Genomic DNA, 26,457 nt, shown 5'->3' on the forward strand with positions numbered 1-26,457 from the left:
CGGCCTTCGGCGTGTTCCGGGGCGGCTGCTCCGATTCGCAAGCGAGCTTGACCAGCGCACCAAGGCGGCCCACACTGGGTGTATGACATTTGTACGACAGGCTGGCGATGGAAACGTCGCGGCAACTCGTAAACGGAAGGTCGCCAGGAAGAAGACCAGCCGTGACGCGGCACCCTCTGCCGGTCGCCTGGCGCAGGTCAGGCTTCGAGGTGATGAAGTGCAGGCCTTGGAGGAGGTCATGCGGACTCTGCATCTCGAGTCGACATCTGATGCGCTGCGGGAAGGGCTGCGGCTCTTGGTACGGGAAGCCACAGAGGTCAGTGCAGCCGAGGAGATCCGCACGTTCTATGGGGACGGACAGGCTCCGCTGCCGGACGGCGTCATCGAGCCGAATGAATCCGAGCTCGCCGCTGCCGACGAGATGCAGTGGTGATCGCCGGTAGTGCGCTAAGGGGTGAGGTCTGGTCGTGTGCATTGGCATCGCCGATCGGCCCCCATCCGGTGGTCGTACTGACCATCAACCGGATCGCGGCACCACTGTCTGCGGTGACCGTCGCCGTCATCACTGGCACATCCGGTCCTGACGCGACCCATGTTCCGGTGGGCCCGGACTCTGGATTGACCAAATATAAAGAGTCGTACGTCAATTGCGCAGACCTGCACACCGTCGCGAAGCCGAGGCTGCGGCGCAAACTCGGCGTGCTCGCGCCGGGGGAGCTGCGGAGAGTAGAGGTTTCGATCCGCCTGATTCTCGGGCTGCAACCCTGAGTGCTCTACTTTCCATTACAGGCGTGCGTCAAGTAAGGCTCTTGCGCCGAGTTCTCATCGAGTAGACAGCGGATTCAGGATCTACTCCGCGGCTACTTCCCCAGCCTCCGGAAGTAGCGCACGCTCACTATGTCAACTTCGAACAGGTCGCTTCGCCACTCGCCCGGCCAAACCGCGAATGACCGGCTTTGGCTCGACGCCACGCATCGGGATCTACGCCCTGGGCCACTGTCCCGTCATTGTGGACTTCGATGTAGCAGACTGTCTGGCTTCGGTACGGGAAGCTATCGCCTGATGCGGCAGCGCTACGAGGCATGTGGGAATGGTAGGTGACGGACAGGCCAGCGCATATGGGCTTCAGACGACCGGAGTCAATCGCAGGCGTTCGGCCAGTTCGTTGAAGATGTAGAAGTTGGGGATGGTGCTGACGGGGGCGAGGGACATCCAGACGCCGGAGAGTTTGATGCGGATGTGGCCGCTGCGGGCGTCGATGAGCTGGATGTCTTCCCAGGACAGGGCGTCGCCGCGGAAGGTGAGGGCGTCGAGGGAGAGGGAGAGGTCGCCGAAGGGGACGGTTTCGCCGTTGTCGATGGCGGCCACCGCGGCGGGGAGCTGGGTTGCGGTGACGGCGGATTGGATGGCGCGGGCCCATTCGCGGGCGCGGGCGAAACCCTCTTCGTCGATGGTCGCTTCGACACCGCCGGGGCCCGACAGTTCCAGCAGGTAGGTGACGGGGGTGGTGTCGTGGAAGGGAATCGCGTGCTGACGCACTTCGGTACTGTCCCACCGGAATCCGGCCACGCGCTGACCCGAGCGGTAGACGGTGACGCCCTGGTCGAACAGGTCGATACGGGCGGCGCGGTTCTGCCGGTTGACCACCCCGCGGTGCAGTGCGAGCAGGACGGGCGCGCCGGCGATCACGAGCAGTGCCACGCCGCCCTGCCAGCCGCCGACGGCCGCGACGATGATGCCGATGGTGGCGATACAGCCCGCGACGATGCCGCAGCCGCGCACGAAGGTGTCGTCGGCGGGGGTGGCGAGAAAGGTGTCACGGTGCGCGCCGAGATGCTGATACTCCGCCATCAGGTGTATCAGTTGGGTCAACGGCACCGCGTGCCGAGCATCGGCTACGTCCTCCGGCCTGTTCGGAGTGATCACTCGTCCCTCCAAGAGGCGTTTTCATCCGCGGCGAAGCGTATGCGAACCGGCGGAATATTGCCACCGGTACGGAGATGAAATTCTGGCCGCGACCGGGCGGAATGGCTCAGCCGATGGCGAAAGCGACGAAGAATCCTGCCGCGGTTGCCATTCCGACCCACCAGCCGCCTTCGCGATAGGCCTCGGGGACGAGCGAGTCGGCCAGCACCGCGATCGTGGCGCCGCCCGCGAACGCTTGGACCGCGCTGATCGCGGTCGTCGAAACCGAGTCGGCGTAAGCGTTTCCCAGCACGGTCACCGCGACGAGCACCGAGGCCGTCACCGCCCAGAGCGCGAAGGTCCGGCCCGCCTCGAACCCGTGCTGCTCGCGCATGAGGACCGCCCCGCTGACCGCTTCGGGCACATTGCCCGCCGCGATCGCGACCACCAACACCAATCCTCCTCCGCCACTGAGGGATACACCCAGTGCGAGGTTCTCCGGCACGCCGTCGAGCACCGTCCCGAGCAGCAACGCCCAGCCGATCGCGGCGGGCCCCAGTTTGTTCTCGATGAGATGGTTGGCGACCACGTACACCCCCGCACCGGCGAACAGCGCGGTGCCGGCTAGCAGCGCACCGTCGCGGTGGAAGGCGGGCGCGAAGAGCTCCTCCGATATCGCCGCGATCATCGTGCCCGCGCCGAACGCCATCATCGCGGCGAGCACGGCTTTCGGCAGTGACCACCGCAGCCCCACCGCCACCCCGATCAGCAGCGGGACCGCAGTACCGAGGCCGTACAGCAGGGCGGTAGACATGCCCAGAGCCTATTCGGCCGTGCGGCGACTAGGGTGGTTGACGTGTTGGTTGTGGACGAAGGCGAACCCACGGCACCGGTGATCGTGTTCCTGCACGGCATCCCCGGCTCGGTCGACTGGTTCGCCGCGGTCGCCGAGCGGATGGTCGCGACCTTCCGGGTGATCCGCGTGGACATGCACGATGTGGGCGCCGACGGCGACTTCAGCGCCGCGGCCCGCACGGCTCCGCTCATCGCACTCATGAACGACCTCGACCTCACCGACGTGACGGTGGTGGGTCACTCGTTCGGCGCCGAGATCGCGCTGGAACTCGCCGCCGCGTCGCACCGGGTGGCTCGTGTGGTGGTCGTCGGCCAGGCCCCGGACTACCGGGCCGCGAGCATCCCGACCGCCGCGAGATGGGTGGTCCGTCCGTGGTCGGTGCGCTTGGCGCAACGGTGGACACCCGGACCGGTGATCCGCCTGGCGAACCGTTCGGTCTTCGCGCCCCGATTCCGCTACGACTCGGCGCCCGGTCTGGCCGAAGCGCTGGTCCGCGACTTCCGCACCGCTCTTCCCGGCGGCCTCGCCTACGCGGTGGGCGGCCGTGCCGCCGACTTCGCGGCCGCCCCGCTCGACATTCGCGCGCAAGCCCTCGACCAGCCCGTCCTCGCCGTCCACGGTCGTCACGACAACCTCTACGACAGCACCGAGACCCTCGCCCGCTTCGCCGCGGCGGGCGCCGACACCCACCTCGTCGAGCACGCAGGCCATTCGCCCCAGGTCGAGCAACCGGACGAGTTCGTCTCCGTGCTGGGCGAATTCATCAGATCCCACTGACGGCGGAGACGACGAACGTCCCCGGTGTGCCCTGCGCCCCCAGCGGTCCGCCCTTGTCGAACTGTGAGGAGACGATCAGCGCCTTCTCGCCCGAATGCACCATCGTGGTAGGAACATTCAGCGCGGGATCGTGGAATTCGCCGGTGCGGGTAGCGGTGGCGCCGTTGTCGGCGAGGGTCCAGCGGCTGATGGTGTTGTCGAGGTTGTGAACTATCCACAGGGTGTCCCCGCGCAGGTCCAAGCCGTCGCCGTGGCGCGCGTCGCCACCGGTCAGCGCTACCTTGCGGATGGATTCCGGGCCGCCGGTGAGGTCGATGCGGTACAGCTCGGCCGCTGACATGGCGACGACGATCAGATACGTCCCGGCCGGGTCGGCGACAATTCCGTTGAGCTCGAACACCTTCGGCTCTCGCGGTCCGAGTGTGGCGGTCAGGTCGTAGGCCACGGTCAATTCGTCACGGCCGGAGCCGACGACCGCTCGGTAGACGACATTGCGCACGCTGTCGGTCAGGTAGGCGGACCCATCCGCCCCGAAATCCAGATCGTTGACGAAACGTGGTGCGTCACCGGGTACTCCGAACTTCGCGAGCAGGGCGCGTGACCCGGTGTCGTACACACTCACGCCCACACCGGAATCGATCACCCACAGCCGACCGCTCCGATCGACCTTCACGCCGTTCGCCGTCTTCCTGCCGTCGGCACCCGCGGGCAGGAAAACCTCCGCGCGCGCGGCGTCGCCCGTCGCCCGGTAGACGGTTCCGTCCGCGAACGACCCGACATAGGTGTCACCGTTGCGCGCGTCCAAGCCGATGCCCTCGGGATATACGGCGTTGCCCGGCAGTTCGTAGGCCGTGCTCAGCGTGGGTGTGGCAGGGGAGGTCCCGCACGCGGTCAGGGCCAGGCACGCGGTGGCGACGGCGATGGTTCGCAACATGATGAAGCCTCTCGGTGATGTAATGCTGAACATCAAGCAATAGGCAGTAATGTAAATTGGAGTCGTTATGATCATCAAGGGAGTTATGAAGTGATGGGCGGATATCATGCACCCATGACGTCCATGCCCGCCGCCGAGAGGCTCGGCTCGTATATCAAGCGCGCCGAGCAAGCCCTGATCGCGACCAAGACTGCCGCGCTGAAACCGGCCGGGCTGACCGTCGCGCAGTACAGCGCGCTGTTGCACCTCGCGGAGAACCCCGGCATCTCGGCCGCCGCCCTGGCCCGGCTGGCCGGCGTTACCCCGCCGACGATGAACACCGTCCTGACCAACCTCCAGGAGCGCGGCCTGGTGGACCGGACCCCGCACGAGTGGCACAAGAACGTGCTGGAGACCCGCCTGACCGAGGCGGGACGGTCGGTGATGGCCGATGCCGACACCCGCGCGATCGCGGTGGAGCGCACATTGGCCGATCGATTCACCGCGGCGGAACTGGCGGCGGTGCAGGAACTGCTCACGCGCAGCGCGCAGGCACTCGACGAGATCCGCGACAACCTGCCGTGACGAAAAAGAGCCCGCCGGAAAGTTCCGGCGGGCTCAGGCGTAGATCGGGTCAGCGCTCGGCGGCGACCTTCACCTTGCTCAGCGTCTCGTGCATTCCCGAGACCAGGTCGGCCTCGAACTTCTCCTCGCCGCCCATGGCGACCTTGATCGTTCCCCGGAGCCAGCCCGGCAGGCCCTTGGCATCGACGGTGCGCGTCTCGACGACGCGGGTGCCGGTGGCGGTCGGCTCGAGCTCGTAGGCCCAGACCGTGCGGTTCTCGTTCATCCGGAACGCCAGTGCCTTGTTCGGCTCGAAGCGCACGATCCGCGAGGTGGTCGGGTAGACCTTCCAGCCCACCTTGTTGACGTTGACGGTGAAGGCGCCGTCGCGAACGCCACCGAGCGCGACCATCTTCAGGGTTGTCGGACTGAGCTCGGACATGCGGCGCAGATCGGCGAGTACCGACCAGACCTTCTCCGGCGGTGCGGCGATGTCGATGCTGGCTTCGAGAGTGTTCGGCAACGGTGCCTCCGGGTATGCGTGACGGGCTGTCACGCTCAGCATAGGCACCCCCGGGGGGACCGGCCTCCGCCTGTAGGCGGATTTCGGCAGGCCGGCCGCAACCCGGGCGCGGCGGCTGAGGTAGCGCAGAACCAGCCGCGGGGTGCGCAACACGGAGGCGAACCCCGCACGGCCGGACCCGAGCTCGAATTCCGCTCCGCGATCACCGCAGGGGTGGACCAGGCCGTCGGACTCCCGGCGATCACCGGGCTCCCTCGGTTCCACGGCGGGCCGGTGACCGGAGGGCCGACGCGGTAGGCGAGCCCGAAAGCATGGATTGTCCGGGTCGCCGCGCCGCGGCCGGTGTCCTGTGCCTCGGTCGGGTCGCCGAGTATCGGCAGCGCCACGGAGAGCGGTCCGGCGACGAGAATCCCTACGGCACAGATTGTCGCGGCTGTGCTGCCTGTCGGCGCTCACCCCCGGTCCGTCGTCTCAGTAGTCGCCGACGGGCTCGAGCCCGCCGCTCAGCGGAGTGGTCATGGGAACAGAAGTACCGTGCCCAGCGCTCGCCGGCAACGGTTTGTCGCATCGTGCGCTGATCCCAGTACGCCGTATTCGACTGTCCGGCAGTCACATCGACTGCTCTCGGATCCGTCGGGCCGGGCTCACCGCGACGGTTACTTCCCGGTTCGGCGGATGCGGGTACCACGCTTCGGTACACTCACGTTTCACATCGCGGTTGCCCCAGCGCATCGATGATGTGTCGGCGATGCCGATATTCACGATCTCGTCCTGTCGACGGCTTCGTTGTCGTGAGTGAATCGGCTCATGTCGGGCCCGCGTGCGCCCCGAGTTCCTTGGTCTTGTGTCCCACGACAAAAAATTCTAGAAAATTCCTTTAAAACACTCCCGCTTCACATTGTCACTGGGTATCGTCCGAGACGGCAAATGGCCAGTGACAACGAAGTCACAAAACATCGACTTGGAGTGACACATGCTTTACAACATCACTGATGACAGCAGCGACGGCAACATCCTGACCCTGCTGCTCGGCCTGCTCACCAGCTCGCTGAGCACCGGTTCGGTGCAGGGCTCGGGCAACTGAGCCGTCTGTAGCCATCTTTCGGCTAACGCGCGGTTGGCCGATTGGGCAGCCGAAGGGCCTGATCCATGACGAGGGGATCAGGCCCTTCGGTATTGTCAGCGACAATGTCACAGGATGCGAATACGGGACGAATGTATGCCGGGCAACCCGTAGAGGACCGGCAACGCCAGCGGCGTGCGCGTTTTCTGGAGTCAGGCCTGACGGTCTTCGCGCGCGACGGGTATGCCAACAGTTCGGTCGGTGCGATCTGTAAGGACGCGGGACTATCGTCTCGACAGTTCTACGAGGAGTTCACCGGTCGCGAATCTCTGCTGCTGGAGCTGTACGAGCAGATCGACCGGCATTCGCGCGAGGCGGTGGCTACCGCGCTCGAGGACAAGTCCGAGGCGACCGTCCTCGAGCAGATCGATGCGGCCGTCCGGGCCTACGTCGAGTCGATCGGCAGCGATCCCCGCAAGGCGCGGGTCGCGTTGGTCGAGGTGGTCGGAGCAGGCCCCAAAGTCGAGAAGTTCCGTCTGGAACTGCGCCGCGTGTGGGGTTCGCTGCTGGCCAGCGCCGCCGAGGACGCGGCCATGCACGGCGAAATCCCGCCCGGCGACTACGAACTGCGAGTGCTCGCCGTCATCGGCGCGGTGAACTACGTGGTCGACGGCTGGAGCGGCAGCGACCCACGCCCGCCGCTCGACGAGGTGATCAAGGTGCTGAGCCGGGTGATCCTGGGCGCGGTCGGGGCTTGATGGCGCGGGTCGAGATCGTCCCGATCCAGGTACCCGACGGCAGCACCTTGCCGGTGCGTCTCATTCCGGCCACCGGCGCGCACCGGCATCCGGTCACCCCGGATGCTCCACGCGCGGTCGTGGTCATCGTCCCCGGTCTGGCTGTGCCGGGCGAGTTCTACGAGTACTTCGGACACCGGCTGGCCGCGTGCGGATTCGATGTCGCCATCGGTGAATTGCGCGGTCAGGGCGAGAGCACCCACCGTCCCGATGGCGAGAGCACCTACGGCTACCACGAATTGGTCTCGGTGGACTTCCCGGCGATGCTGGCCGCGGTGCGCAACCGGTTCCCCGCCAGCACGCCGTACCTGCTCGGCCACAGCATGGGCGGGCAACTCGCGGCGATGTACGCGGCGCGGGTGCGCGGCAGGCTCGGTGGCCTGATCCTGATCGCGTCCGGCACACCGTATTTCCGTGGGTATCGCGGGGTGTTCGGTCCGGGCGTGCTGGTGGGCACCGCGGCGGTGGCGGTGGCATCGAACCTGGCCGGGTTCTGGCCGGGGGACCTGCTCGGCAAGCGCGCCTACGGCAGGCAGTCCAAAGTTCTCATGTCGGACTGGGCCAGGCTGGCGCGTACCGGGCGCTTCGTGCCCGTCGGCGCCGATATCGACTACGACGAGCGGATGTCGCGGCTGAAGTTCCCGGTGCTGTCGATCACCGTCGCCGGTGACGACATGGCCCCGCAGACCTCCGCGGATCACCTGCTGGGCAAGCTGCCCGGCGCGCAGATCACCCGGTGGTTCCAGCCGGAGGCCCTCGGGCACAACGGCTGGATCACCAATCCGGACTCCACCGTCGACGCGGTGGAGAAGTGGTTGCGCGACCGCTGACCTCAGGCCGAGCGGCGCCCCTCGATCAGCATCTGGATGAAGAACTCGTAGACCAGCGCGGACAGGTACGCCGACTGCTTGTTGTCGGCGGCGCCGCCGTGACCACCCTCGATGTTCTCGTAGTACCAGACGGTGCGATTCTGAGACTCCAGGAGCGCGGCCATCTTTCGCGCGTGCCCGGGATGGACCCGGTCGTCGCGGGTGGAGGTGGCGAGCAGGATCGGTGGGTACTGCTTGCCGGTGTCGGTGTTCTGATACGGCGAGTACTCGCTGATGTAGGCCCACTCCTCCGGCTTGTCGGGGTCGCCGTATTCGGCCACCCACGACGCGCCTGCCAGCAGCAGGTGATAGCGCTTCATGTCCAGCAGCGGCACCTGGCAGACGATGGCGCCGAACAGTTCCGGGTAGCGGGTGAGCATCACGCCCATCAGCAGGCCGCCGTTGCTGCCGCCGATCGCGCCGAGCCGATCGGGGGTGGTGACCCCGCGGGTGACCAGGTCGCGGGCCACCGCGGCGAAGTCCTCGTAGGCGCGGTGGCGGTGCTCCTTCAGTGCGGCCGTATGCCATTCGGGGCCGTACTCGCCACCGCCACGGATGTTGGTCATCACGTAGGTGCCGCCGCGTTCGAGCCAGTTCATGCCCGCCGAGCCGAGATAGGCCGGAGTCTTGGAGATTTCGAAGCCGCCGTACCCGTTCATGATCGTCGGGCCCGGTGTGCCGCGCCGGTCGCGATGGCGGATCACGAAGTAGGGCACCGCGGTTCCGTCGTCGGAGGTCGCGAAGAACTGTTCGGTGTCGATGCCGGTGGCGTCGAAATAGCCGGGGGCCTGCTTCAGTGTTACCGCGGTATCGCCGATCGCGCTGCTGAGCAACGTGGTCGGCGTGGTGAAACCGGTTGTGGTGAGCATGAACTCGTCGCCGCCCTCGAGCGGGTCGAGGTTGGCCACCGAGGTGGACGACATGGCGGGGGAGTCGGCGAGCTCGCTGCTCGCCCAGCCGTCCGGGCCGGGGGTGAGCACGCGGAATCCGGTCTGCACATCGTGCAGGGTGGTGAGGATCAGGTGGTTCTCGGTCCAGCCCCACGATTCCAGTGAGGTGTGCGGATCCGGGGCGAAGAGGACCTCGAATTCCCGTTCCCCCGAGAGGAATTCGTTCAGATCGGTGACCAGCAGGCTGCCGGGAGCGAAGGTGGTGTCGCCCGGTGTCCACTCGGTCTTCAAGCGCACCAGCAGCCAGTCGCGGTACCAGTCCACGTCCGCGTCGGTGGGGGTCTCGATCAGCCGCCACTCCCCGCCGTCGAGCAGTGACACCTCGCTGTTGAAGAAGTCCGTCGACCGGTGCAGGTAGTGCCGCTCGTAGCCGGGGTGACGGTCGTATCCGGCGCCGATCGAGACATCGCTCGACTTGCCCTCGAACACCGTTTCGGCAGCGGACAATTCGGTGCCACGCCGCCAGCGCTTGGCGATGCGCGGGTATCCGGAATCGGTGAGGGATCCCGGCCCGAAATCGGTGCCGATGTAGACGGTGTCGGCATCGATCCAGCCGATCCGCGACTTCGCCTCCGCCACGAAGAACCCGCCGTCCTCGGGCGCGATGAATTGCCTGGTGGTCAGGTCGAATTCGCGCTCGACGGTCGCGTCGGCACCGCCACGGGACAGGTGGATGATGGCGCGCTCCTGTGACGGCCGCAGCACCGCGGCGCCCGCCCATACCCAGTTCTCCCCGTCGGCCTCGGCCAGCGCGTCGACGTCGATCAGCACATCCCACTCGGGGGCGTCGGTGGCGTAGGACTCGAACGTGGTCCGCCGCCACAACCCGCGCTGGTGCTCGGCATCACGCCAGAAGTTGTACAGCCACGGCCCCCGTCTGCCGGGATAGGCGATCTTGGTGTCGTCGTCGAGCATCGCCAGGACGCGACGCTCCATCTCGGCGAATCGGTCGGTTGCCGCGAACCGCCGCCCCACCACGTCGTTGCGGGCGCGCGCCCAGTCCAGCGCGCCCTCGTCGGTCACGTCCTCGAGCCAGAGATAGGGATCGGTCACGTTCTCTTCAACGCCGCTCATCCCCACATTGTTGCCGATGTGAGGATTCGCATGTCGGGCGCGCTGCGACCCGCGCCGATGTCAGGCGCGTGCGGTCACCAGTAGTGGGCGACATCGATGACGACGCGGGCGGGGTTGTCCAGGGTGCTCACGCGGAAGGGGAGGCGGGCGCGAACGCCGAGGCCGAAGGTGGTCCGGCCTTCGAAGGAGCCGGCGAACGCGACTTGGCAGAAGGTCGGATAGCCGCTCGTCGGGAGGAGGTCGGTGCGGTTCGACGGGTTGTAGGTGCTGTTGCCCGCGTTGTCGTAGGCGGGGGCGAGGACCGCGATCTGGAGGAACCCGCCGCCCCGGAGGGGGACGGTCGCGCCGGAGCCGTCCTGGGTGACGGTGCCGACGTACCCGACGAGGTAACCGGCGACGGGCCCGGACAGGTCGATGACGAGTCGGTCGAAGCACTCGTGGCGGCCCGCGCGAACATCGGCGACGGTGGCGGTGGAGTAGTTCGAAGACGTCTTGCCCTGTGAACCCCAGTCGAGGCCGCAGTAGGACGCAGTGGCGGCCGCGGGCAGCGTCGAGAGACCGACGCAGGCGGCGAGTGTGGCGAGGAGGACGAGGAAGCGACGCATGTCGCACCGCCTTTGATCTGGGGCCTTCGGGCTAGCGGAGCAGTACCGATTTATCGAACGGATCAGACATCGCGTTAGCGTCGGTCCGGTGTCGAATGCGCCGCGAAACGTAGGATCGCAGGTCACGAGTCAACCGGAGGTGGATGTGTTCCTGTGGGAGCAGCACTGCTGTCTGCCGTTGCGGCACACGGCGCGGATCGCCGAACTGGCTCGGTATCCGTTGGGGTCGTATCTGTCGGTGAACGTCGGGTATTCGGCGCAGACCAAGGACGATTCGCGGGCTCTGCTGCACCGGTTCCGGGACGACGCGGGGGCGGATCCGCGCTTCCGGCTGGTGGATCGGGTCGGCGATATCGCTGCGCCGGAGGTGATCTCGCTGGCCTTCGATCTGGAGGATTCCGGGCCGCTCGACGGCGATCTCGACAATGTGGAGCTGTTCTACGACCTCGGCGTGCGTTCGCTGCTGCCCACCTACAACCATGCGAACGCGGCGGGTTGCGGTTGCCTCGACACCGAGGACACCGGGCTCACCGGGTACGGAAAAGACTTGGTGCGCAAGCTCAACGAGGTCGGGATGTTCGCCGACGGCTCGCACTGCTCGCGCCGCACCGGGCTCGACATCGCCACGCACACCTCGGTCCCGATGATCTACAGCCACTCCAATTTCGCCGCGCTGTGGGAGCATCCGCGCAACATCACCGACGAACAGGCCCGCGCGTGTGCCGCCACGGGCGGGGTGATCGGCGTGAACGGCGTCGGTATCTTCCTCGGCCGCAACGAGCCCGCCGCTCGCGCCGAGCGGGTCACGGCGATCGCCGACCATATCAGGTACGGGGTCGATCTGGTCGGCATCGACCACATCGGGATCGGGTCGGACTATTCGTTCGACGGTCAGGAGTTCAACGACGAGATCCGCGACAATCCCGGTGCGTTCTCCGAGTCCTACACGAAATGGGGCCCACTCCAGTGGACACCGCCCGAGGACCTGCTCGGTGAATCCGATGTGCCGGGTCTGGCCGAGCTCCTCGCGGACCGTGGGTTCACGCCCGCCGAGCGCGCGGCGATCTTCGGCGGCAACTTCGCCCGCGCCGCGAGCCACGTCTGGCGGGCATGACCTGTGCCGAAGCGGGTTGATCGACGGGGTTCACCCCGCCGGACCGGGGTTCGGTGCGCGGCGGGGCGTTCCGGGTGCCGCTCAGGCGAGGCGGACGAGCATCTTGCCGGTGTTGGCGCCGGTGAGGACGCCGAGGAACGCGGCGGGGGCCTGGTCGAGGCCCTCGTAGACGGTTTCGGTGGTGGTCAGGGTGCCGTCGGCGAGCCAGCCCGCGGCCTTGGCGATGTACTCGCCGAAGATCGGGAAGTAGCTGGTCACCAGCATGCCGCGCAGAGTGATCTCCTTCGTCGCCGCGAGGTAGAGGTCAGGGGTCTGCTGGGCGGTGGCGCCGTTGTAGCCGCTGATCGCGCCGACCAGGGCGACCCGGCCGTGCTGGTTGAGCGCCTCGATGGCGACCTTCAGGTGTTCGCCGCCGACGCTGTCGAGGTAGACGTCGACGCCGTCGGGTGCGGCGGCGGTGAGCTGACCGCCGAGATCGTCGGCGCGGTAGTCGATCGCCGCGTCGAAACCGAACTCCTCGAGCAACTTCCGGGTCTTGACGGGACCGCCTGCCGAGCCGATCACCCGCTTCGCGCCGAGCGCCTTGGCGATCCGGCCCGCCACGCTGCCCACCGCTCCCGCTGCGGCGGAGATGAACACCGTGTCGCCCGGCTCGACCCGAGCGACATCGGTGAGTGCGGCGTAGGCGGTCAGGCCCGTGGTGCCGAGCACGCTCAGGAAGTGCTGCGGCGCGGCGAGTTCCGGGTCGATCGGGGTGGCGGTCGCGGCGTCGACGACGGCGTGTTCGCGCCAGCCCGCGAAGTGCGAGACCGTCGCGCCGACCGCGATATCGGCCGAGCGGGAGGCGATCACCTCGCCGACGGCGGAACCGTCGAGGGCCGCACCGAGTTCGAACGGCGGGATGTAGGAAGCCTTGTCGTCCATCCGGCCGCGCATGTACGGGTCGACCGACATCCAGGTGTTGCGGACCAGGATCTGGCCTTCGCCCAGCTCCGGCAGTTCCCGTTCGACGAGAGCGAAGTCTCCGGCGACCGGTGCGCCGTTCGGGCGGGCGGCGAGGTGGATCTCGCGGGTGAAGGTGGGCAGTGCGCGGGTGGCCGTGTTCGACATGATCGAGCCTTCTTTCGAGGTCAGCCGGTGTTTCTCGCCGGTGATGACTACGTTATGGCGGCCGGGTGCACCTTCCCAGGTCCGCGCACGCCACCGCCCGGTCCGTTCACGACAGACCGGGCGGTGGGGTTACTCCTAGTCGGCGACGGGCGTCGGCACCAGCGCGGCCGAGCGCTTGCGCGCCACGAACTTCTCGTAGAGGAAGAAGTACCCCTTCACGTATTGCCCGACGAGGATCGCGTTGACGATCGTGCCCTCGCGAATGAAATGCGGTGCGCCGAGGAACAGCAGGCCGATGCCCGCCGACAGCGCCAGCAGCGTGCAGTCGAACACCGTCTTGATGTTGCCCCACTTCCGGCCGGTCTTCTGCTGGATCGTGTTCACGAACAGATCGATCGGCATCAGGATCAGGTTCGCCCGGATCATCATGAACAGGCCCAAGGCCAGCATCGCGTCGGCGAAGACCAGCAGAACGACGTTGGCCGCGTACGGCTCGAGCTGGATCCACTCGGTGAGCCACAGGTTCACATCGAGCAGCACCGCAAGGACCAGCGCCGGAATCATCGAGAGCAGGTAGCCGGCCTTGAAAGCCTTCGGTCTGACCAGGAAGGTCAGGCCGAGCATGATGACCTCGAGGATGAGGTTGTAGTTGCCCTGGCTCAGCGGCGTGAACACCAGCGTCATCGTGCGGGTGAGGCTGCTCTGCGGGGAGATGCCGATCCCGGCCCTGATGGCGAGGCTGAGGCCGAGAGTGAGGATATAGATTCCGGCGACGTAGGTGATCCAGCGGCGGACCTTGTTTCCGTTGTCGATGACTGCCGCGTCGTTGTCGTGTTGCATAGCGGTGGATCCCTTGCTCTGGTAGCCGAGGCTATTTCATGAAGCCGAAGCGGTCGAGCGAGATGAACAGTGTGAGTAGCTTGTTGACGACCGGCTCACCTTCGTTGTGGTTGCCGAGCTTCGCCAGTGCGTCGTCGATCGAGCGGGTCGCCTCGACGAGTTCGGCGAGGTCCATATCGGCCATCACTCCGTAGAAGTCCAGCGGCAGAACCGCTTTCACCTGCGCGTCCTCGGTCACGACGCAGCCGCCGACCAGACCGTCCAAGTGCCGGAGGTTCTCGCGCATCTCGGTACTGTCGCTGCCGACGGCCACGAAGTAGGCCGCCGGAGCCGGCCAAAAGGTCGAGACCGCGCCGCGATCGAGCGAAACGCCTTTGAACAGCGCGTTGACTATGTGGCGCGGCCCGTCGGCGTAGCGCTGCACGACCGAGATCCGGTTGAGGCGAACGCCTTCGAGCTCGGGGACGACGACGCCGTCGCGCACCGGGACCCAGACCTCCTGCGCGAACTTGAGATGCCCGCGCCCGTACACGTCGAAAAGCAGTACTTTCGCCCGGGTGCCGTCCTCGGAGACCTCGATCGGGGTGAGCTCGAGCTGCTCGGCGCGCAGGTCGGCGAGGCCGGGCCGGGGCTGCTTGGCCAGGACCGAGTAGTCGATGCCGACCGGCTCGAGCAGGCGACGGTCCTCGGCGACGAGCTTGCCGCCCTTGAACACATAGCGGGGGTTGATCTTGGAGAGGCTGTCGGTCAGCACGATGTCGGCGAATCGTCCCGGGCTCAGCGAACCCAGGTCGCGGTCCTTGTGGAAGGAGCGCGCGGTGTACAGCGTGCCCATCTTGATCGCCTGGATCGGCGGCATGCCCATCTCGACGGCCAGCGAGATGACCCAGTCGATATGGCCTTGCCGCAGCACCCGATCCACCGAGATGTTGTCGGCGCACAGCTGGAAGTTCTCGGCGGGCCAACGGCGTTTCACGATGGCGCGCAGCATCGTTCGAATCACCTCGGGACTGCCGACGCCGAATTTGATCTGGGTATTGAGCCCGTAGCGGAGGCTCTTCTCGATATCGTCTTCGTTCCAGACGTCGTGGTTGTTGTCGACGCCGATGGCGGGCATGTAATTCAGCAGCATGTCCGACAGCGAGGTGACGCCCCAGTGGCAGTTCACGACTCCCGCGTTCGCGCGTCCGAGCGCGGACTTGCGGAAATCGTCGGCGTTGCCGGTCATATAGGACAGGTGGGCCAGTTCGCCGAGGCCGATCACCGGATCCATCGCCAGCATCGCCTCGGTGATCTCGGGTGAGGTCTTCTTTCCCGGTGCGAAGGCATAGAGCCGGTACGGCAGCTTCTCGTGGTCGGCGAACAGCGCGCGGGCGGCGTCGATCGCGTCTTCGCCCGCGGCACTGGCGAAATCGAGCGTTTCCCCGAAAACGGTGGTCGTTCCGCTCGGCACGATCGCCTCGCCGAATGCCGCCGGATGCGCGAGCTGGGATTCGAAGTGCAGATGCGCGTCGATCAGGCCCGGAATCGCGTAAAGACCCTCGCCGTCGAAGGATTCGCGGTATCGCACGATCGATTCGTCGGGATTCAGCGCGATGATGCGCTCACCGTGGACCAGAAGCGAACCGGGGTAAACGGATTCGGTGTGCACATCGACGATATGCAGATTGCGCAGCAGCAGGTCGGCTTCTCGCTCCCCTTCCAAGATGCCGAAGATCATCCGTACGTGGTCATCGTGGGTGGCGACCTCGGTGATGTCGTCGGTCGTCGAATTCTGCTGGGCCATGGTGGTCCTCACTTCGAAAATTCACTGTCGCTTGCCTGTATTGATTGGACGCGACAGACACCGTTGCCCACAAGCATGCGTTTTCGCACGAGGTGTACTAAATTTTCGTACAGTTCCGAGGAGGAGGTGCGCGGTGCTCCATTCGCGATTGCTGCAGTACATCGACGAGGTGGCCCGTCTCGGGTCCATCCGCGCGGCCGGTGCCCGCCTGCACGTGGCGCCCTCGGCGATCAACCGCCAGATCCTGCTGTTCGAGGCCGAACTCGACCAGCCGCTGTTCGAGCGCCTGCCCCGCGGCATGCGCCTGACCCCGGCGGGTGAGGCGCTGCTCGCGCACATCCGGCAGACGCTGCGGCAATACCGGGAAACGGTGGCCGATATCCGCGACCTGCGTGCCCTCGGCAGCGGTGAGGTCGTGATCGCCACGATGACCGGCCTGGCCAGCAGCGTCGTCGCCACCGCCGCGGCGACGTTTCGTACCCGTCATCCGCAGGTCAGGATATCGATCCGCACCATGTCGACCCTCGATATCGTGCAGGCGGTCGAGAACAGCGAGGCCGACCTCGGTCTCGGTTTCAATATTCCGTCGTCCACGCGGCTGGAGACCTATTGGCGGATCAACACCCGCCTCGGAGTCGTTGTCTCCCCGCATCATCCGCTGGCGGCCATGGACACGGTCCCGCTCGCGCAGTGCACGCCCTTTCCGCTGATCTTCGCCGATCGCTCGATGGTGATCCACGGCATCGTCGCCGAGGCTTTCGCGAAAGCCGATCTCGATATCCAGCCCGCGTTTCACACCAACTCGATCGAGACCATGAAACGGCTCGCGACGTCCGGCGAGGCCATCGCCTTCCTCAGCGAATTCGACATCGCCGAGGAAATGCGCGACGGCCGTCTGGTCTTCCGGCCGGTCCGCGACGCCTTCAGCGACAACGTCATCTCCCTCGTGCGGCGGGAGAAACACGGTCACGGCCTGGCCGGTCTGCTGCTCGCCGACGAGATCGTGGGAGCGCTGCGGCCCGGTGAGCGCGACTAGCGGGTCGCGGTGGGCGAAGTGCCGGTCCAGCGCTGGAAGGCCTTGCGCAGTGCTCGGTCGTCGGTGAACGCGAGGCGGGCGGCGACGGTGGCGGTGCTGTGTCCCTGGTCCAGCAGGGTTTTCGCCCGTTCGTGACGGAGCAGGTCGAGTTCGTCGCGCCAGGACGTGCCGTGTTCGGCGAGGTGGCGTTGCAGGGTGCGCTGGCTCATGGCAAGGCTTTTCGCGACCCGGGGCAGGGCTGGGTCGCCCGCGTCCAGTGCCGCGCCGAGGGCGATACGAAAGGCGTCGAGCGGATCGGAGATCGGTCGGGCGGAGGTCAGGACCAGGTCGGCGTGGCTGCGCATCAAGTCGGCCAGCATCGGATCCGCGCGGGTGAGCGGTGCGTTGGCGTCGTCGGCGTGGAAGGTGATCGCGTCCGATTCGGCGTCGAAGGCGATATCGGCGGTGCCGAATACGGCCACCAGCCCGGAGTGTTCGGCCGGGGCGGCGTGACCGAAGCTCACCCGGGTCGGCACGAGCGGTCGGCCGGTCGCTTCGCGCGCGCGGCGCAAGTAGTAGGCGAGCACGTACTCGTTGACCACCGAGGCCACCGCCGGATCGCTGGCCGAAGTCCGGTAGCCGATGGTGAGATCCCCGTCGCCGGACAGGTCGAAACCTTCGGTGGCCGCGGTGACCAGGCGGTGGTACGGCTGCGCCGCGCGCAGCGAATCGGCGAGTGTCGCACCGGTTGTCACCAGATAGTCCCAGGTGTTCAGTGAGCCCAGTGGTGCGGCGGCGGCGATCGCGGCCCCTGATCCGGCGCCGGGCCGGGCCTGCGCGATCAATTCCCACAGTCGCAGCAGCGAACCCATCGGGATCCGATTGAGCTCGCCGCGCAGAGTCGCCTCGTCGATGCCGGTCACGCGGGCCAGCTGGTCCTCGGCCACCTCCGCCTCCCTGGCCGCCCGAACGAGCAGACGGACGAGGTGGGTGGACGCGGTGCCATCGAGCCGGCTACCGATTCCCTCCGCCGACGCGCCACCGCTCACCGGACCGACAGTACTGGGCGCGGTGGTGAGCGGTGGCGGGCCGAGGTTGTGCTCAGGCCGAGGTTTCGATGGTCAGGCCCGCGTCGGACCAGTCCTGGATGCCCTCGCGGTACTTGCGAATGTTGGTGTAGCCCAGTGCTTCCAGCTTCATCGCGACGGCCTCGCTGTTGCCGCACGCCGCGTTCGAGCAGTAGGTCACGATGGCGGCGTCACGGTCGGGGAGCAGGTCGGCGGCGCGGTCGGCGACCTCGTCCCCGGTCAGGTTGAGCGCACCGGGCAGGTGGGCTTTCGCGTAGTACTCGGGGCCGAGGGCGTCGAGCACGATCACGCTGTTCGCCGCGATTTCCGCGACCAGTTCGTCGCGGGTGATGAGTGCGGTCATGGGTTCACCTCATGTCGTTCGAAAGAATTTGTGTGCGTGCACACGCTACTAGTTGTGTGCGCACGCACGCAAGTGGCTATGGTGGGGTGGTGCCGAACGAACAGTCGTCCCGTCGTCCCGCAGTAGCCGCGTGGGCCGCACTGCTGCAGGTGCACGCCGCCCTCGTTCCCGAGCTCGACGCCGGACTGCGCAAAGCCGCCGGACTCCCGCTGACCTGGTACGACGTCCTGCTCGAACTGGACGCCGCCGGACCGATGCGGATGAGCGACCTCGGCGAGAAGGTCGTCCTCAGCCGCACCAGGGTGAGCCGCCTTGTCGCGGAGCTGGAGTCGAACGGCCTCCTGCGCCGCGAACACAATCCCGACGACGGCCGATCCGCGATCGTCGCCGTCACCGAGCTCGGCAGGCAGCGGTTCCGTGCGGCCGCGCCGCACTACCTCGACGGCATCGAACGCCGGCTCGGCGCCCATGCTGACCCCGCCGAACTCGAGGCCGTCGCCGCCACCTTGCGCAAAGTGCTCGGCGCTACCGATCTGGCCTCGCCGCGTCCGCGTCGACGGTGACCGGCGGCCGGTCGGGGCACATCTCACCTATGTGGGGGACGGGTGGGTGAACTCCTCGAAACAGAGTTAGGCTCGGTGACGTGACTTCCCACTACGATGTCGTCGTTCTCGGCGCTGGTCCCGGCGGATATGTCGCCGCGATCCGTGCCGCTCAACTCGGCCTGCGAACAGCGATTGTCGAGCAGAAATACTGGGGTGGCGTGTGCCTGAACGTGGGCTGCATCCCGTCCAAGGCACTGCTGCGCAACGCCGAGCTGGCCCATATCTTCCAGAAGGAAGCCAAGACCTTCGGCATCTCCGGTGAGGTCAGCTTCGACTTCGGTGCCGCCTTCGACCGCAGCCGCAAGGTGGCCGACGGCCGGGTCAAGGGCGTGCACTTCCTGATGAAGAAGAACAAGATCGACGAGTTCGACGGCCTCGGTACCTTCACCGGCCCGAACTCGATCGACGTGGCCCTCACCAAGGGCGGCGCCGAGACGCTCACGTTCGACAACGTCATCATCGCCACCGGCACCACCACCAAGCTGCTGCCGGGCACCCAGCTCTCCGAGAACGTGGTCACCTACGAGGAGCAGATCCTCACCCGTGACCTACCCGGCTCGATTCTGATCGTCGGCGCCGGCGCGATCGGCATGGAGTTCGCCTACGTCCTCAAGAACTACGGCGTCGACGTGCGGATCGTGGAGTTCCTCGACCGCGCGCTGCCCAACGAGGACGCCGACGTCTCCAAAGAGATCACCAAGCAGTACAAGAAGCTCGGCATCACCATCAGCACCGGTGCGGCCGTGCAGTCGATCGACGACGACGGCTCCAAGGTCACCGTCCAGATCAAGGACAACAAGTCCGGCGCGATCGAGACCGTCACGGTCGACAAGGTGCTGCAGGCCGTCGGCTTCGCGCCGCGGGTTGAGGGCTACGGCCTGGAGACCACCGGCGTCGCGCTCACCGACCGTGGCGCCATCGAGATCGACGACTACATGCGCACCAACGTGGGGCACATCTACGCGATCGGTGACGTCACCGCCAAGCTGCAGCTCGCCCACGTGGCGGAGGCGCAGGGCGTGGTCGCGGCCGAGACCATCGGCGGCGCCGAGACGATGACCCTGGGCGACTACCGGATGATGCCGCGCGCCACCTTCTGCCAGCCGCAGGTCGCCAGCTTCGGTCTCACCGAGCAGCAGGCCCGCGACGAGGGTTACGACGTGAAGGTCGCGAACTTCCCGTTCCAGGCCAACGGCAAGGCACACGGCCTCGGCGACCCGACCGGCTTCGTGAAGCTGATCGCCGACGGCACGCACGGCGAGCTCCTCGGCGGCCACCTGATCGGCCCCGACGTGTCCGAGCTGCTGCCGGAACTCACCCTCGCCCAGAAATGGGACCTCACCGTCAACGAGGTGGCCCGCAATGTGCACACCCATCCGACGCTGAGCGAAGCGGTGCAGGAAGCGATCCACGGCCTCGCGGGGCACATGATCAACTTCTGACCTATCAGTCGAAAAGGCCGGGTGCGCGATCGCGTGCCCGGCCTTTGGTTTCTATTCGGTATTTTTCCGGGCGTTGATTTGGTGAATCGAAGCCCGTAACCGATGATCTCTGTAGCTCTTTCGTTCGCTTGTTAGTCGCAACACCTGATCTTGTGAGTACATGGGTAACTCGCCGGGCACGCCCACAAGCTGACTCCATCGTGACCGCCAGCCCGGCACCGCGCTGTCGTCGTACCTAACGACCGGCACAAGGCGCGGAGAGGCGGACAGAGAGGGTCGAAACTCGATGAGCATTTTCGGTTGGACAGCACGGATGGCGGCAATAGCCGCGGTCGCTGTAGCCGGACTCGGTACGGTGACGCCGGCCGTCGCTGAACCTCTTTTCCCCGGTGGGCCGGACGTTCCCGGTGTTCCCGCCATCGTTCCCACCGCATCGCCGTGCCCGGTCGTCGAGGCCAGGGCCTGCATGCGGTTGTCGACGAACGAGGCGTGGCTGGTCGACAACGGCCGGGTGATCTTCGGACCCACGCCGATCTCGCACGGCATGGCCGGCTTCGAAACGCCGCCCGCGGTGACCAAGATTTCCTTCAAGCGGGAATTCCACTGGAGCACGATGCACAATGCGCCGATGCGCTGGGCCACGTTCTTCAACGGCGACATGGCATTCCACGTGGGTCCGGTCGATTCGAAATCACACGGTTGTGTGCGCATGACCGAAGACGGCGCCCACCGATTCTTCGACTACCTGAACCCAGGCGACATCACCCAGGTCATCGCGTAGGTACCCGGACAACTCACCGGGCTGATCCGGCCCGGTGAGTTACCGTCTGTCCATGCGTCGGTGGTTGGTGGGCGGGGTTGTCGGCATCGTCGTGGTTTCGGCGGTGCTGGCCGGTCTGTATGTGTTGACGAATTCGCGGACCTATCAGGTGGCGGGTCGGCTGGTCGATCGGGTCGAGACCGACGAGAAGGTCGTCGCGTTGACCTTCGACGACGGACCCACCGCGCGGACGCCGGACGTGTTGCGGACGCTGGGGGAATTACAGGTTCCCGCGACCTTCTACCTGGTCGGCGAGGACCTGGCCGCGCATCCCGACTACGGTGCGGCGATCGTGGGCGCGGGCCACGAGATCGGGAATCACTCCTATTCGCACCGGCGCATGGTGCTGGTTTCCGGCGACACCGTGCGCGAGGAGATCGAGCGGACCGACGCCGAGATCCGTCGCGCCGGCTATCCGGGGCCGATCAGTTTCCGCCCGCCGTACGGCAAGAAACTGTGGACGCTGCCGCACTACCTCGCCGACCACGATCGCACCTCGGTGACCTGGGATGTGGAGCCCGATTCCGCGGGGGGCGCGTCACGGGAGGCCATCGTGGGCGACACCCTCGCCGAGACCCGACCGGGATCGATCATCCTGCTGCACGTCATGTACGGGCCCGAATCTCTTGCCGCGGTGCCGGAGATCGTGCACGGATTGCGCGCGCAGGGCTACCGATTCGTCACTGTCTCGGAGCTACTCGCGCGCTGAGCCGATCATTGGTCGATGCCACCTGCGCGGTGGTAGGTGTCCTGCGCCGCGCGGACGGTGTCCATATTGGATTCCACGACGACGATCAGCGACTTCAGCTGGTTCGCGACCGTCGTGCCCAGTTCGGTGAGGGTGTATTCGACGCGGGGTGGGATCGCTTCGAGCACCTCGCGATGGACCATGCCGTCGCGTTCCAGCGCCTGCAGGGTTTGCGAGAGCATGCGCTCGCTCACGCCGTCGACCCGGCGGCGCAGGGCGCTGAACCGGACCGGCCCGTCGAGCAGCGCGACCAGGGCGAGCACACCCCACCGTCCGGTGATGTTCTGCAGGACGGGGCGGGAATGGCAATTGCGCGCGAAGACGTCGGCTTCCAGCGTGGGGTCGTGATCCGCGGGGGTCGTCTCGGGCATGGATCCATCGTACCTACTTGACGCAAGTGCCCACTGAAGGCATAGTGCTTACTAATAGTTAGTACTTGCACCGATGGAGGCAGAAATGACCGTGGCAGTGACAGCAGCAGGCGGAAAGCTCGGCCGGTTGGTCGTGGAGGCTCTGCTCGCCGCAGGGGAGCGACCGGTCGCGATCGTGCGCGATCCGGCCAAGGTGGCCGACCTCGCCGCGCGCGGCGCGCAGGTGCGGCAGGCGTCCTACGACGATCCGGCGGCCCTCGACGCCGCCCTGGCCGGTGTGGACCGGGTGCTGCTGATCTCGGGCAACGAGTTCGGCAAGCGAGTAGCCCAGCACACCAACGTGCTTCGCGCCGCCGAGCGCGCCGGGGTCGAACTGCTGGCCTACACCAGCATTCCGCGCGCCGACAGCAATCCGATGCTGCTGGCCGCCGAGCATCGCGGCACCGAAGAGGTGCTGGCGAGCGCCGCCGTGCCGACGGTGCTGCTGCGCAACAGCTGGTACTGGGAGAACTACGCCGGCGCCGTCGCGAACGCGGCCCAGTCCGGCGTCCTCCACGGCGCGATGGCCCAGGGTCGTGTCTCCGGCGCCGCACGCGCCGACTACGCGGAGGCAGCCGCGCGCGTGCTGACCGGCGAGGGGCATGAGGGCCGCATTTACGAACTGGGCGGTGACCAAGCGCTGACCGGCGCCGACCTCGCGGCCGCGGCCGCCGAGGCGAAGGGCTCCCCGGTCCGTTACGCCGACCTCGCCAAAGACGATTACGCGGCAGCCCTGCGCGCGGCGGGTCTCGAGGAGCAGTACGCCGCCGTCCTCGCCGACGCCGATGCCGGCATCGGCGAGGGCCTGCTGGAGGTAACCACCGGCGATCTGGCCAAGCTCCTCGGCCGCCCGGCCACCTCCGCCGCCACGGTCTTCGCGCAGTAGTCGCCGCCGTCGCTGACGGCAGCACATGGGTAACTCACCGGGCACGGGCTAACCTGGCCAGATGAGCGACCTCCGCCCGCCAACGTCACCTAGCCCCGCGCCGCGGTCTGGCTCGAATACCCGGAGAGGCGCAACGGCGCACTCCTGGTTGAGTGGGCTGTTGTTCTTCATGGGCATCCTGCACTTCCTCGCGCCGAAGCCGTTCGACAAGATCGTGCCGCCGCAGCTGCCCGGCAACCCGCGGACCTATACGTACGGGTCCGGGGTTGCCGAGCTGGGCGTGGCGACCGCGCTGGCGGTGCCGCGCACCCGTCGGCTGGGTGGCTGGCTGGCCGCGGCGCTGTTCGTCGGTGTCTTCCCGGCCAATATCCAGATGACGGTGGATGTGGTCGGTAATCCGAAGGCGCCCAAGGCTTTCAAGGCAGGTGTGCTGGCGCGGCTGCCGTTGCAGATCCCGATGATCGTGGCCGCGCTGCGCGTCGCCCGCCGCTGATCACACCCATTGCACGAGCTGGATGACGATCCCGTTGGGGTCGGTCATCTGGAAGTACCGCTCGCCCCACTCCTCGGTTTCGATGGGCGTCTCGATCGGGACGCCCTCGGCCCGCAAGCGGTCGTATTCGCGGTCGATGTCGTCGACGACGAACACGACGAGCAGCCCCTCGCCCGCGCTGCCCGCGATGCGGGCCGGCTTGAACGAGCCGAGGCCGGTGCGCAGGTAGATCACGTCCATGCCCGTGTCGGCCCGCGTCACATTGACGAACCCGTCGGCGGCCATCTTCTCGGTGAAGCCGAGGTGGTCGATCAGGAACTGGGCCGAGGCCTGGGGGTCGGCGACATTGAGCGAGAGGGCGGAAGCGCTGATCTGCATGGGTCTCCTCGGTGGCAGTGAACTCCGTACGTTGTACGCCTTTACTGTGGGAGACTCTACGGTGGCTCGCTATATGACATGGGTCACACAGTCAGAACGTGTCGCGCTCGATCCGCAGGGTCGTGATGATCGACGCCAGACCCTCGTACTGGTTGATCAGCAGCACGATCTCGATCAGCGTCCGCTCGTCGTAGTGCTCGGCCAGCGCGTTCCACGCCGCGTCGTCCACGTTGCGGGTGCTCACCAGCTGATCGGTGACATTCAGCAATGACCGCTGCCGAGGAGTCCAGCCCTCGGCCCCGGGACCTGCGGCAACCCGCTCGATCTCGACTGCCGACAGCCCCGCCTTGCGGCCCAATCGACGATGATGGTCGGCCTCGTAGTCGCATTCGCGCAGCTGAGCGACGCGCAGGATCACCAGCTCGGCCTCGGCGCGCGGCAACCTGCCACCCGGCATGAGCTTGCCGGAGAAATGCAGCCAGCCGCGAAAGAGCCCGCCGGTGCGACCGAGGGTGCTGAACAGATGCGCGTCCTCGGTGCCCGACGCACGGGAAAGTACTTGCCAGACAACCCAGTTGATCGGCCCGAGTTCACCGAACCGGCCCGGCGAAACGCGTGGTAGGGGCGCTGATTCCATCTCTGGTCCACCTGTCTTCTCGAACATCGTCGGCCAGGATCGGAGCGTACTCGCCGGTATCCGCTCCAGGGGCCACTCCTGTATTCGTGCCGGTTTTCTTTGGTTTCCAGTGGTTTTCGGAACAGTTGCGCGTCATGATCGGTGGGTACCGCAGCGCGCAGCGGCGGTGTGAGGTCGCAGCACTGGTAGGGGAACATCGCACATGCTGGTTCGGATCAGACCGGGTGCCGAGCTCACCGGCGCCGAGCGTGAGCTCGTGGACTGCCTGCGCGCCTATCCGAGTACGGGGCTCGCGCTGGTCGACTGCCGGGTGGGTGACCGGCGGCTCGGCGCGGTGATCGTGACGCCGCGCGGGATCACGGTGCTCGAGGTGAAGGGTTTCCGGCGACGGCAGAGCGGGCTGCTCACCGCCGCCGCCGACGGCACCTGGATGATCAGCGACAGTCCGCTGGATTTAGAAGCCGACGCGTCGAACGGTCTCACCGACCGGGTCGAACACGGGGTGCACGCGGTGCGGGTCGCGCTGGAGCGGGCGTTGCAGGACAGCAGACATGTCTCCGGCGCGGTGGTGCTCGTGCCGTATCGGGGCGTGGTGGTGCGGCCGGCGCGCACCGCGCTGCGGCCGGGTCTGGACGTGCTGGTCGCGAACAGCGTCGATGCGCATGAGCTGCGGGTATACCTGGAAGGGTTCTCGGCGGGGCCGCGCGAATGGACGGTCGAGCGCGTGCTCACCACCTGCACGGCGCTCGGTGTGGTCGAAGCGCCGTCGCGCGCCGAGCTGGTCGAGGAGGGCTTCGACACCCATCGACGCGCGCCGACTCCGGTGGCGCCGCAGGTGCGTAAATTCAGCGAGCCCGCCCCGCCGCCTGATCCGTCGCGCCGGGGAAAGCTCGTCGGCATCGGACTGTTCGCCGCCGCGGTGCTCGGCATCTTCGTCGTCTTCGTGGTCGTCGGCGTGGCGCTGATCCAGGATTCGCCGCATCCGCGTCCGATGTCGGACACCTCGCAGACCTCGACCACCCGTGCGCCCACGTCGGCGACTCCGCGCAAGACCGAGTGCTGGCCGTTCCAGCCGGAGTGCTGATCAATCCCGCACGGCGCGACCGAGTTTGGTGAAGGCGATCGCCTGCTCGGCGCGCACCCGGACGTGCGCGCGGGAGGAGTCGATGTGGGCGGTGAGCGTGTGCAGGGCCTGTTCGTCGTCCCCGGCGAGCACCTGCTCGGCGATGGTGATGTGATCGGCTGTCATGGCCGCCACCCGCTCGGCGGTCGGCACATCCATCGTGCGTACCGGGCGAACCCGCAGGTAGACGGCGGCCAGTGCCTCGGCGAGGGCGGAATTGCCCGCCGCCCTGAGCAGTTCGGTGTGGAACCGCTCGTCGGCGGCGACCAGGTCGGGCCCGGGTTCCGGTGGGGTGTCGCGGTATTCGAGCCAGCGAGCCAGCTCGGCGCGCACGGTGGGTAGGTCGTGCTCGGCCGGTATGTGCACCTGAACGGAACCACCCGCGGCGATGCGCTGAAAACCCCGCGATTCCAGCACGATTCGTAGTTCGTAGAGCTCGTCGAGTTCGTTCAGGCGTGGCCGGTACAGGTAGAGACCGTCGGGATGTCGCTGCACGAGCCCGTCGGCCTGGAGCCGGGCCAGCGCCTCGCGCACCGGGGTGCGCGAGACGCCGTAGCGCTGGGCCAGCCGTTCGGCGCGCAGCCGTTCGGTCGGCGCCAGTTCCCCGGTGGCGAGGTCGTGGCGGAGTTCGTCGTAGACGCGGGCGGCCAGCGGCACCCGCCGCCGGCCGCCGGCGGGACGCGCGTCCTCGCCCGATCCCCTCCCGGCCATCTGCGCCGCTGC

Annotated in this window: 31 protein-coding genes; 15 read left to right on the forward strand and 16 right to left on the reverse strand. The window is 67.1% G+C overall.

Annotated elements, in window-relative coordinates; genetic code table 11:
• Positions 1-82 precede the first annotated feature (82 nt).
• A complete protein-coding gene (locus tag ACWF99_RS21940) occupies positions 83-433 on the forward strand; it encodes a hypothetical protein (RefSeq protein ID WP_378633855.1) in 351 nt (116 codons plus the stop codon).
• Positions 427-768, forward strand: coding sequence for a type II toxin-antitoxin system PemK/MazF family toxin (locus ACWF99_RS21945; protein ID WP_378633857.1), 342 nt, complete (start codon positions 427-429; stop codon positions 766-768). The genes ACWF99_RS21940 and ACWF99_RS21945 overlap by 7 nt, the downstream gene beginning before the upstream one ends.
• Before the next feature lie 357 nt (positions 769-1,125).
• Here ACWF99_RS21945 and ACWF99_RS21950 read toward each other — a convergent pair whose 3' ends face one another.
• Complete coding sequence (locus ACWF99_RS21950; protein ID WP_378633860.1) at positions 1,126-1,926, reverse strand: DUF6585 family protein; 801 nt, start codon at positions 1,924-1,926, stop codon at positions 1,126-1,128.
• 106 nt (positions 1,927-2,032) lie between these two features.
• Positions 2,033-2,719, reverse strand: a complete 687-nt coding sequence (locus tag ACWF99_RS21955; protein WP_378633862.1) for a ZIP family metal transporter — start codon at positions 2,717-2,719, stop codon at positions 2,033-2,035.
• 42 nt (positions 2,720-2,761) lie between these two features.
• Between ACWF99_RS21955 and ACWF99_RS21960 the strand changes: the two genes are divergently transcribed.
• Complete coding sequence (locus ACWF99_RS21960) at positions 2,762-3,538, forward strand: alpha/beta fold hydrolase (protein WP_378633865.1); 777 nt, start codon at positions 2,762-2,764, stop codon at positions 3,536-3,538.
• Here ACWF99_RS21960 and ACWF99_RS21965 read toward each other — a convergent pair.
• Positions 3,525-4,472: an SMP-30/gluconolactonase/LRE family protein gene (locus tag ACWF99_RS21965; protein ID WP_452537245.1), complete on the reverse strand. Its 948-nt coding sequence runs from the start codon at positions 4,470-4,472 to the stop codon at positions 3,525-3,527. The two genes, ACWF99_RS21960 and ACWF99_RS21965, sit on opposite strands and share 14 nt — an antisense overlap.
• 114 nt (positions 4,473-4,586) lie before the next feature.
• On the opposite strand from ACWF99_RS21965, the gene ACWF99_RS21970 reads away from it, so the two are divergent.
• The gene (locus ACWF99_RS21970; protein ID WP_378633870.1) at positions 4,587-5,036 is read left to right on the forward strand and encodes a MarR family winged helix-turn-helix transcriptional regulator; all 450 of its coding nucleotides are present in this window, start codon (positions 4,587-4,589) and stop codon (positions 5,034-5,036) included.
• Between the two features lie 49 nt (positions 5,037-5,085).
• On the opposite strand, the gene ACWF99_RS21975 is transcribed toward ACWF99_RS21970, so the two are convergent.
• Positions 5,086-5,538 (reverse strand): SRPBCC family protein, encoded by a 453-nt coding sequence (locus ACWF99_RS21975; RefSeq protein ID WP_378655707.1) that lies wholly within the window; start codon positions 5,536-5,538, stop codon positions 5,086-5,088.
• A 609-nt stretch (positions 5,539-6,147) separates the two neighbouring features.
• Positions 6,148-6,300, reverse strand: coding sequence for a hypothetical protein (locus tag ACWF99_RS21980; RefSeq protein WP_452537246.1), 153 nt, complete (start codon positions 6,298-6,300; stop codon positions 6,148-6,150).
• 426 nt (positions 6,301-6,726) lie between these two features.
• Here ACWF99_RS21980 and ACWF99_RS21985 point away from each other — a divergent pair, with 426 nt between their 5' ends.
• Both ACWF99_RS21985 and ACWF99_RS21990 read left to right on the forward strand, forming a co-directional pair.
• Positions 6,727-7,359: a TetR/AcrR family transcriptional regulator gene (locus ACWF99_RS21985; protein WP_378633875.1), complete on the forward strand. Its 633-nt coding sequence runs from the start codon at positions 6,727-6,729 to the stop codon at positions 7,357-7,359.
• Positions 7,359-8,228: an alpha/beta hydrolase family protein gene (locus tag ACWF99_RS21990; protein ID WP_378655704.1), complete on the forward strand. Its 870-nt coding sequence runs from the start codon at positions 7,359-7,361 to the stop codon at positions 8,226-8,228. The genes ACWF99_RS21985 and ACWF99_RS21990 overlap by 1 nt, the downstream gene beginning before the upstream one ends.
• A 2-nt stretch (positions 8,229-8,230) precedes the next feature.
• Here ACWF99_RS21990 and ACWF99_RS21995 read toward each other — a convergent pair whose 3' ends face one another.
• Both ACWF99_RS21995 and ACWF99_RS22000 read right to left on the reverse strand, forming a co-directional pair.
• Positions 8,231-10,291 (reverse strand): prolyl oligopeptidase family serine peptidase, encoded by a 2,061-nt coding sequence (locus tag ACWF99_RS21995; protein WP_452537247.1) that lies wholly within the window; start codon positions 10,289-10,291, stop codon positions 8,231-8,233.
• 74 nt (positions 10,292-10,365) lie between these two features.
• The gene (locus ACWF99_RS22000) at positions 10,366-10,896 is read right to left on the reverse strand and encodes an AMIN-like domain-containing (lipo)protein (RefSeq protein WP_452537248.1); all 531 of its coding nucleotides are present in this window, start codon (positions 10,894-10,896) and stop codon (positions 10,366-10,368) included.
• Between the two features lie 139 nt (positions 10,897-11,035).
• Here ACWF99_RS22000 and ACWF99_RS22005 point away from each other — a divergent pair, with 139 nt between their 5' ends.
• Positions 11,036-12,010, forward strand: a complete 975-nt coding sequence (locus tag ACWF99_RS22005; protein WP_452537249.1) for a dipeptidase — start codon at positions 11,036-11,038, stop codon at positions 12,008-12,010.
• A gap of 81 nt (positions 12,011-12,091) precedes the next feature.
• On the opposite strand, the gene ACWF99_RS22010 is transcribed toward ACWF99_RS22005, so the two are convergent.
• The 3 genes from ACWF99_RS22010 to ACWF99_RS22020 all read right to left on the reverse strand — a co-directional run bounded on the left by ACWF99_RS22010 (position 12,092) and on the right by ACWF99_RS22020 (position 15,758).
• Positions 12,092-13,120 carry an NADP-dependent oxidoreductase gene (locus ACWF99_RS22010; RefSeq protein WP_452537250.1) on the reverse strand — a complete coding sequence of 343 codons (1,029 nt, stop codon included), beginning with the start codon at positions 13,118-13,120 and terminating at the stop codon, positions 12,092-12,094.
• Between the two features lie 135 nt (positions 13,121-13,255).
• On the reverse strand, positions 13,256-13,960 hold the full coding sequence (locus tag ACWF99_RS22015; RefSeq protein ID WP_378633889.1) for a YczE/YyaS/YitT family protein: 705 nt from the start codon (positions 13,958-13,960) through the stop codon (positions 13,256-13,258).
• 31 nt (positions 13,961-13,991) lie between these two features.
• Positions 13,992-15,758: an adenine deaminase C-terminal domain-containing protein gene (locus ACWF99_RS22020; protein WP_452537251.1), complete on the reverse strand. Its 1,767-nt coding sequence runs from the start codon at positions 15,756-15,758 to the stop codon at positions 13,992-13,994.
• A 121-nt stretch (positions 15,759-15,879) separates the two neighbouring features.
• Here ACWF99_RS22020 and ACWF99_RS22025 point away from each other — a divergent pair, with 121 nt between their 5' ends.
• On the forward strand, positions 15,880-16,782 hold the full coding sequence (locus ACWF99_RS22025; RefSeq protein WP_452537252.1) for a LysR family transcriptional regulator: 903 nt from the start codon (positions 15,880-15,882) through the stop codon (positions 16,780-16,782).
• Here ACWF99_RS22025 and ACWF99_RS22030 read toward each other — a convergent pair.
• Positions 16,779-17,810, reverse strand: a complete 1,032-nt coding sequence (locus ACWF99_RS22030; RefSeq protein ID WP_452537253.1) for an AraC family transcriptional regulator ligand-binding domain-containing protein — start codon at positions 17,808-17,810, stop codon at positions 16,779-16,781. The two genes, ACWF99_RS22025 and ACWF99_RS22030, sit on opposite strands and share 4 nt — an antisense overlap.
• A 52-nt stretch (positions 17,811-17,862) precedes the next feature.
• The gene (locus ACWF99_RS22035) at positions 17,863-18,192 is read right to left on the reverse strand and encodes a rhodanese-like domain-containing protein (RefSeq protein ID WP_378633897.1); all 330 of its coding nucleotides are present in this window, start codon (positions 18,190-18,192) and stop codon (positions 17,863-17,865) included.
• A gap of 89 nt (positions 18,193-18,281) precedes the next feature.
• Between ACWF99_RS22035 and ACWF99_RS22040 the strand changes: the two genes are divergently transcribed.
• The 4 genes from ACWF99_RS22040 (at position 18,282) to ACWF99_RS22055 (ending at position 21,768) form a co-directional block, all read left to right on the forward strand.
• Positions 18,282-18,755 carry a MarR family winged helix-turn-helix transcriptional regulator gene (locus ACWF99_RS22040; protein ID WP_452537254.1) on the forward strand — a complete coding sequence of 158 codons (474 nt, stop codon included), beginning with the start codon at positions 18,282-18,284 and terminating at the stop codon, positions 18,753-18,755.
• Between the two features lie 80 nt (positions 18,756-18,835).
• Positions 18,836-20,239, forward strand: coding sequence for a dihydrolipoyl dehydrogenase (gene lpdA / locus ACWF99_RS22045; protein WP_378633901.1), 1,404 nt, complete (start codon positions 18,836-18,838; stop codon positions 20,237-20,239).
• Between the two features lie 286 nt (positions 20,240-20,525).
• On the forward strand, positions 20,526-21,020 hold the full coding sequence (locus ACWF99_RS22050; protein WP_378633903.1) for a L,D-transpeptidase: 495 nt from the start codon (positions 20,526-20,528) through the stop codon (positions 21,018-21,020).
• Positions 21,021-21,072: 52 nt separating this feature from the next.
• Positions 21,073-21,768, forward strand: coding sequence for a polysaccharide deacetylase family protein (locus ACWF99_RS22055; RefSeq protein WP_452537255.1), 696 nt, complete (start codon positions 21,073-21,075; stop codon positions 21,766-21,768).
• Between the two features lie 5 nt (positions 21,769-21,773).
• Here ACWF99_RS22055 and ACWF99_RS22060 read toward each other — a convergent pair whose 3' ends face one another.
• On the reverse strand, positions 21,774-22,178 hold the full coding sequence (locus ACWF99_RS22060) for a winged helix-turn-helix transcriptional regulator (protein ID WP_378655669.1): 405 nt from the start codon (positions 22,176-22,178) through the stop codon (positions 21,774-21,776).
• Between the two features lie 85 nt (positions 22,179-22,263).
• Here ACWF99_RS22060 and ACWF99_RS22065 point away from each other — a divergent pair, with 85 nt between their 5' ends.
• Together ACWF99_RS22065 and ACWF99_RS22070 are read left to right on the forward strand one after the other, a co-directional pair.
• A complete protein-coding gene (locus ACWF99_RS22065) occupies positions 22,264-23,103 on the forward strand; it encodes an NmrA family NAD(P)-binding protein (RefSeq protein ID WP_452537256.1) in 840 nt (279 codons plus the stop codon).
• A gap of 169 nt (positions 23,104-23,272) precedes the next feature.
• Positions 23,273-23,596, forward strand: coding sequence for a DoxX family protein (locus ACWF99_RS22070; RefSeq protein WP_378634482.1), 324 nt, complete (start codon positions 23,273-23,275; stop codon positions 23,594-23,596).
• Here ACWF99_RS22070 and ACWF99_RS22075 read toward each other — a convergent pair whose 3' ends face one another.
• Both ACWF99_RS22075 and ACWF99_RS22080 read right to left on the reverse strand, forming a co-directional pair.
• Positions 23,597-23,974: a VOC family protein gene (locus ACWF99_RS22075; RefSeq protein WP_452537257.1), complete on the reverse strand. Its 378-nt coding sequence runs from the start codon at positions 23,972-23,974 to the stop codon at positions 23,597-23,599.
• A gap of 91 nt (positions 23,975-24,065) precedes the next feature.
• Positions 24,066-24,611 carry a carboxymuconolactone decarboxylase family protein gene (locus tag ACWF99_RS22080; protein ID WP_452537258.1) on the reverse strand — a complete coding sequence of 182 codons (546 nt, stop codon included), beginning with the start codon at positions 24,609-24,611 and terminating at the stop codon, positions 24,066-24,068.
• Positions 24,612-24,813: 202 nt separating this feature from the next.
• Here ACWF99_RS22080 and ACWF99_RS22085 point away from each other — a divergent pair, with 202 nt between their 5' ends.
• Positions 24,814-25,695 (forward strand): NERD domain-containing protein, encoded by an 882-nt coding sequence (locus tag ACWF99_RS22085; RefSeq protein ID WP_378655665.1) that lies wholly within the window; start codon positions 24,814-24,816, stop codon positions 25,693-25,695.
• Here the strand turns inward: ACWF99_RS22085 and ACWF99_RS22090 are convergent, their stop codons facing one another.
• Positions 25,696-26,445, reverse strand: coding sequence for a GntR family transcriptional regulator (locus tag ACWF99_RS22090; RefSeq protein ID WP_378655663.1), 750 nt, complete (start codon positions 26,443-26,445; stop codon positions 25,696-25,698).
• Between the last annotated feature and the right edge of the window lie 12 nt (positions 26,446-26,457).

The sequence above is a fragment of the Nocardia sp. NPDC055002 genome (assembly GCF_053608825.1).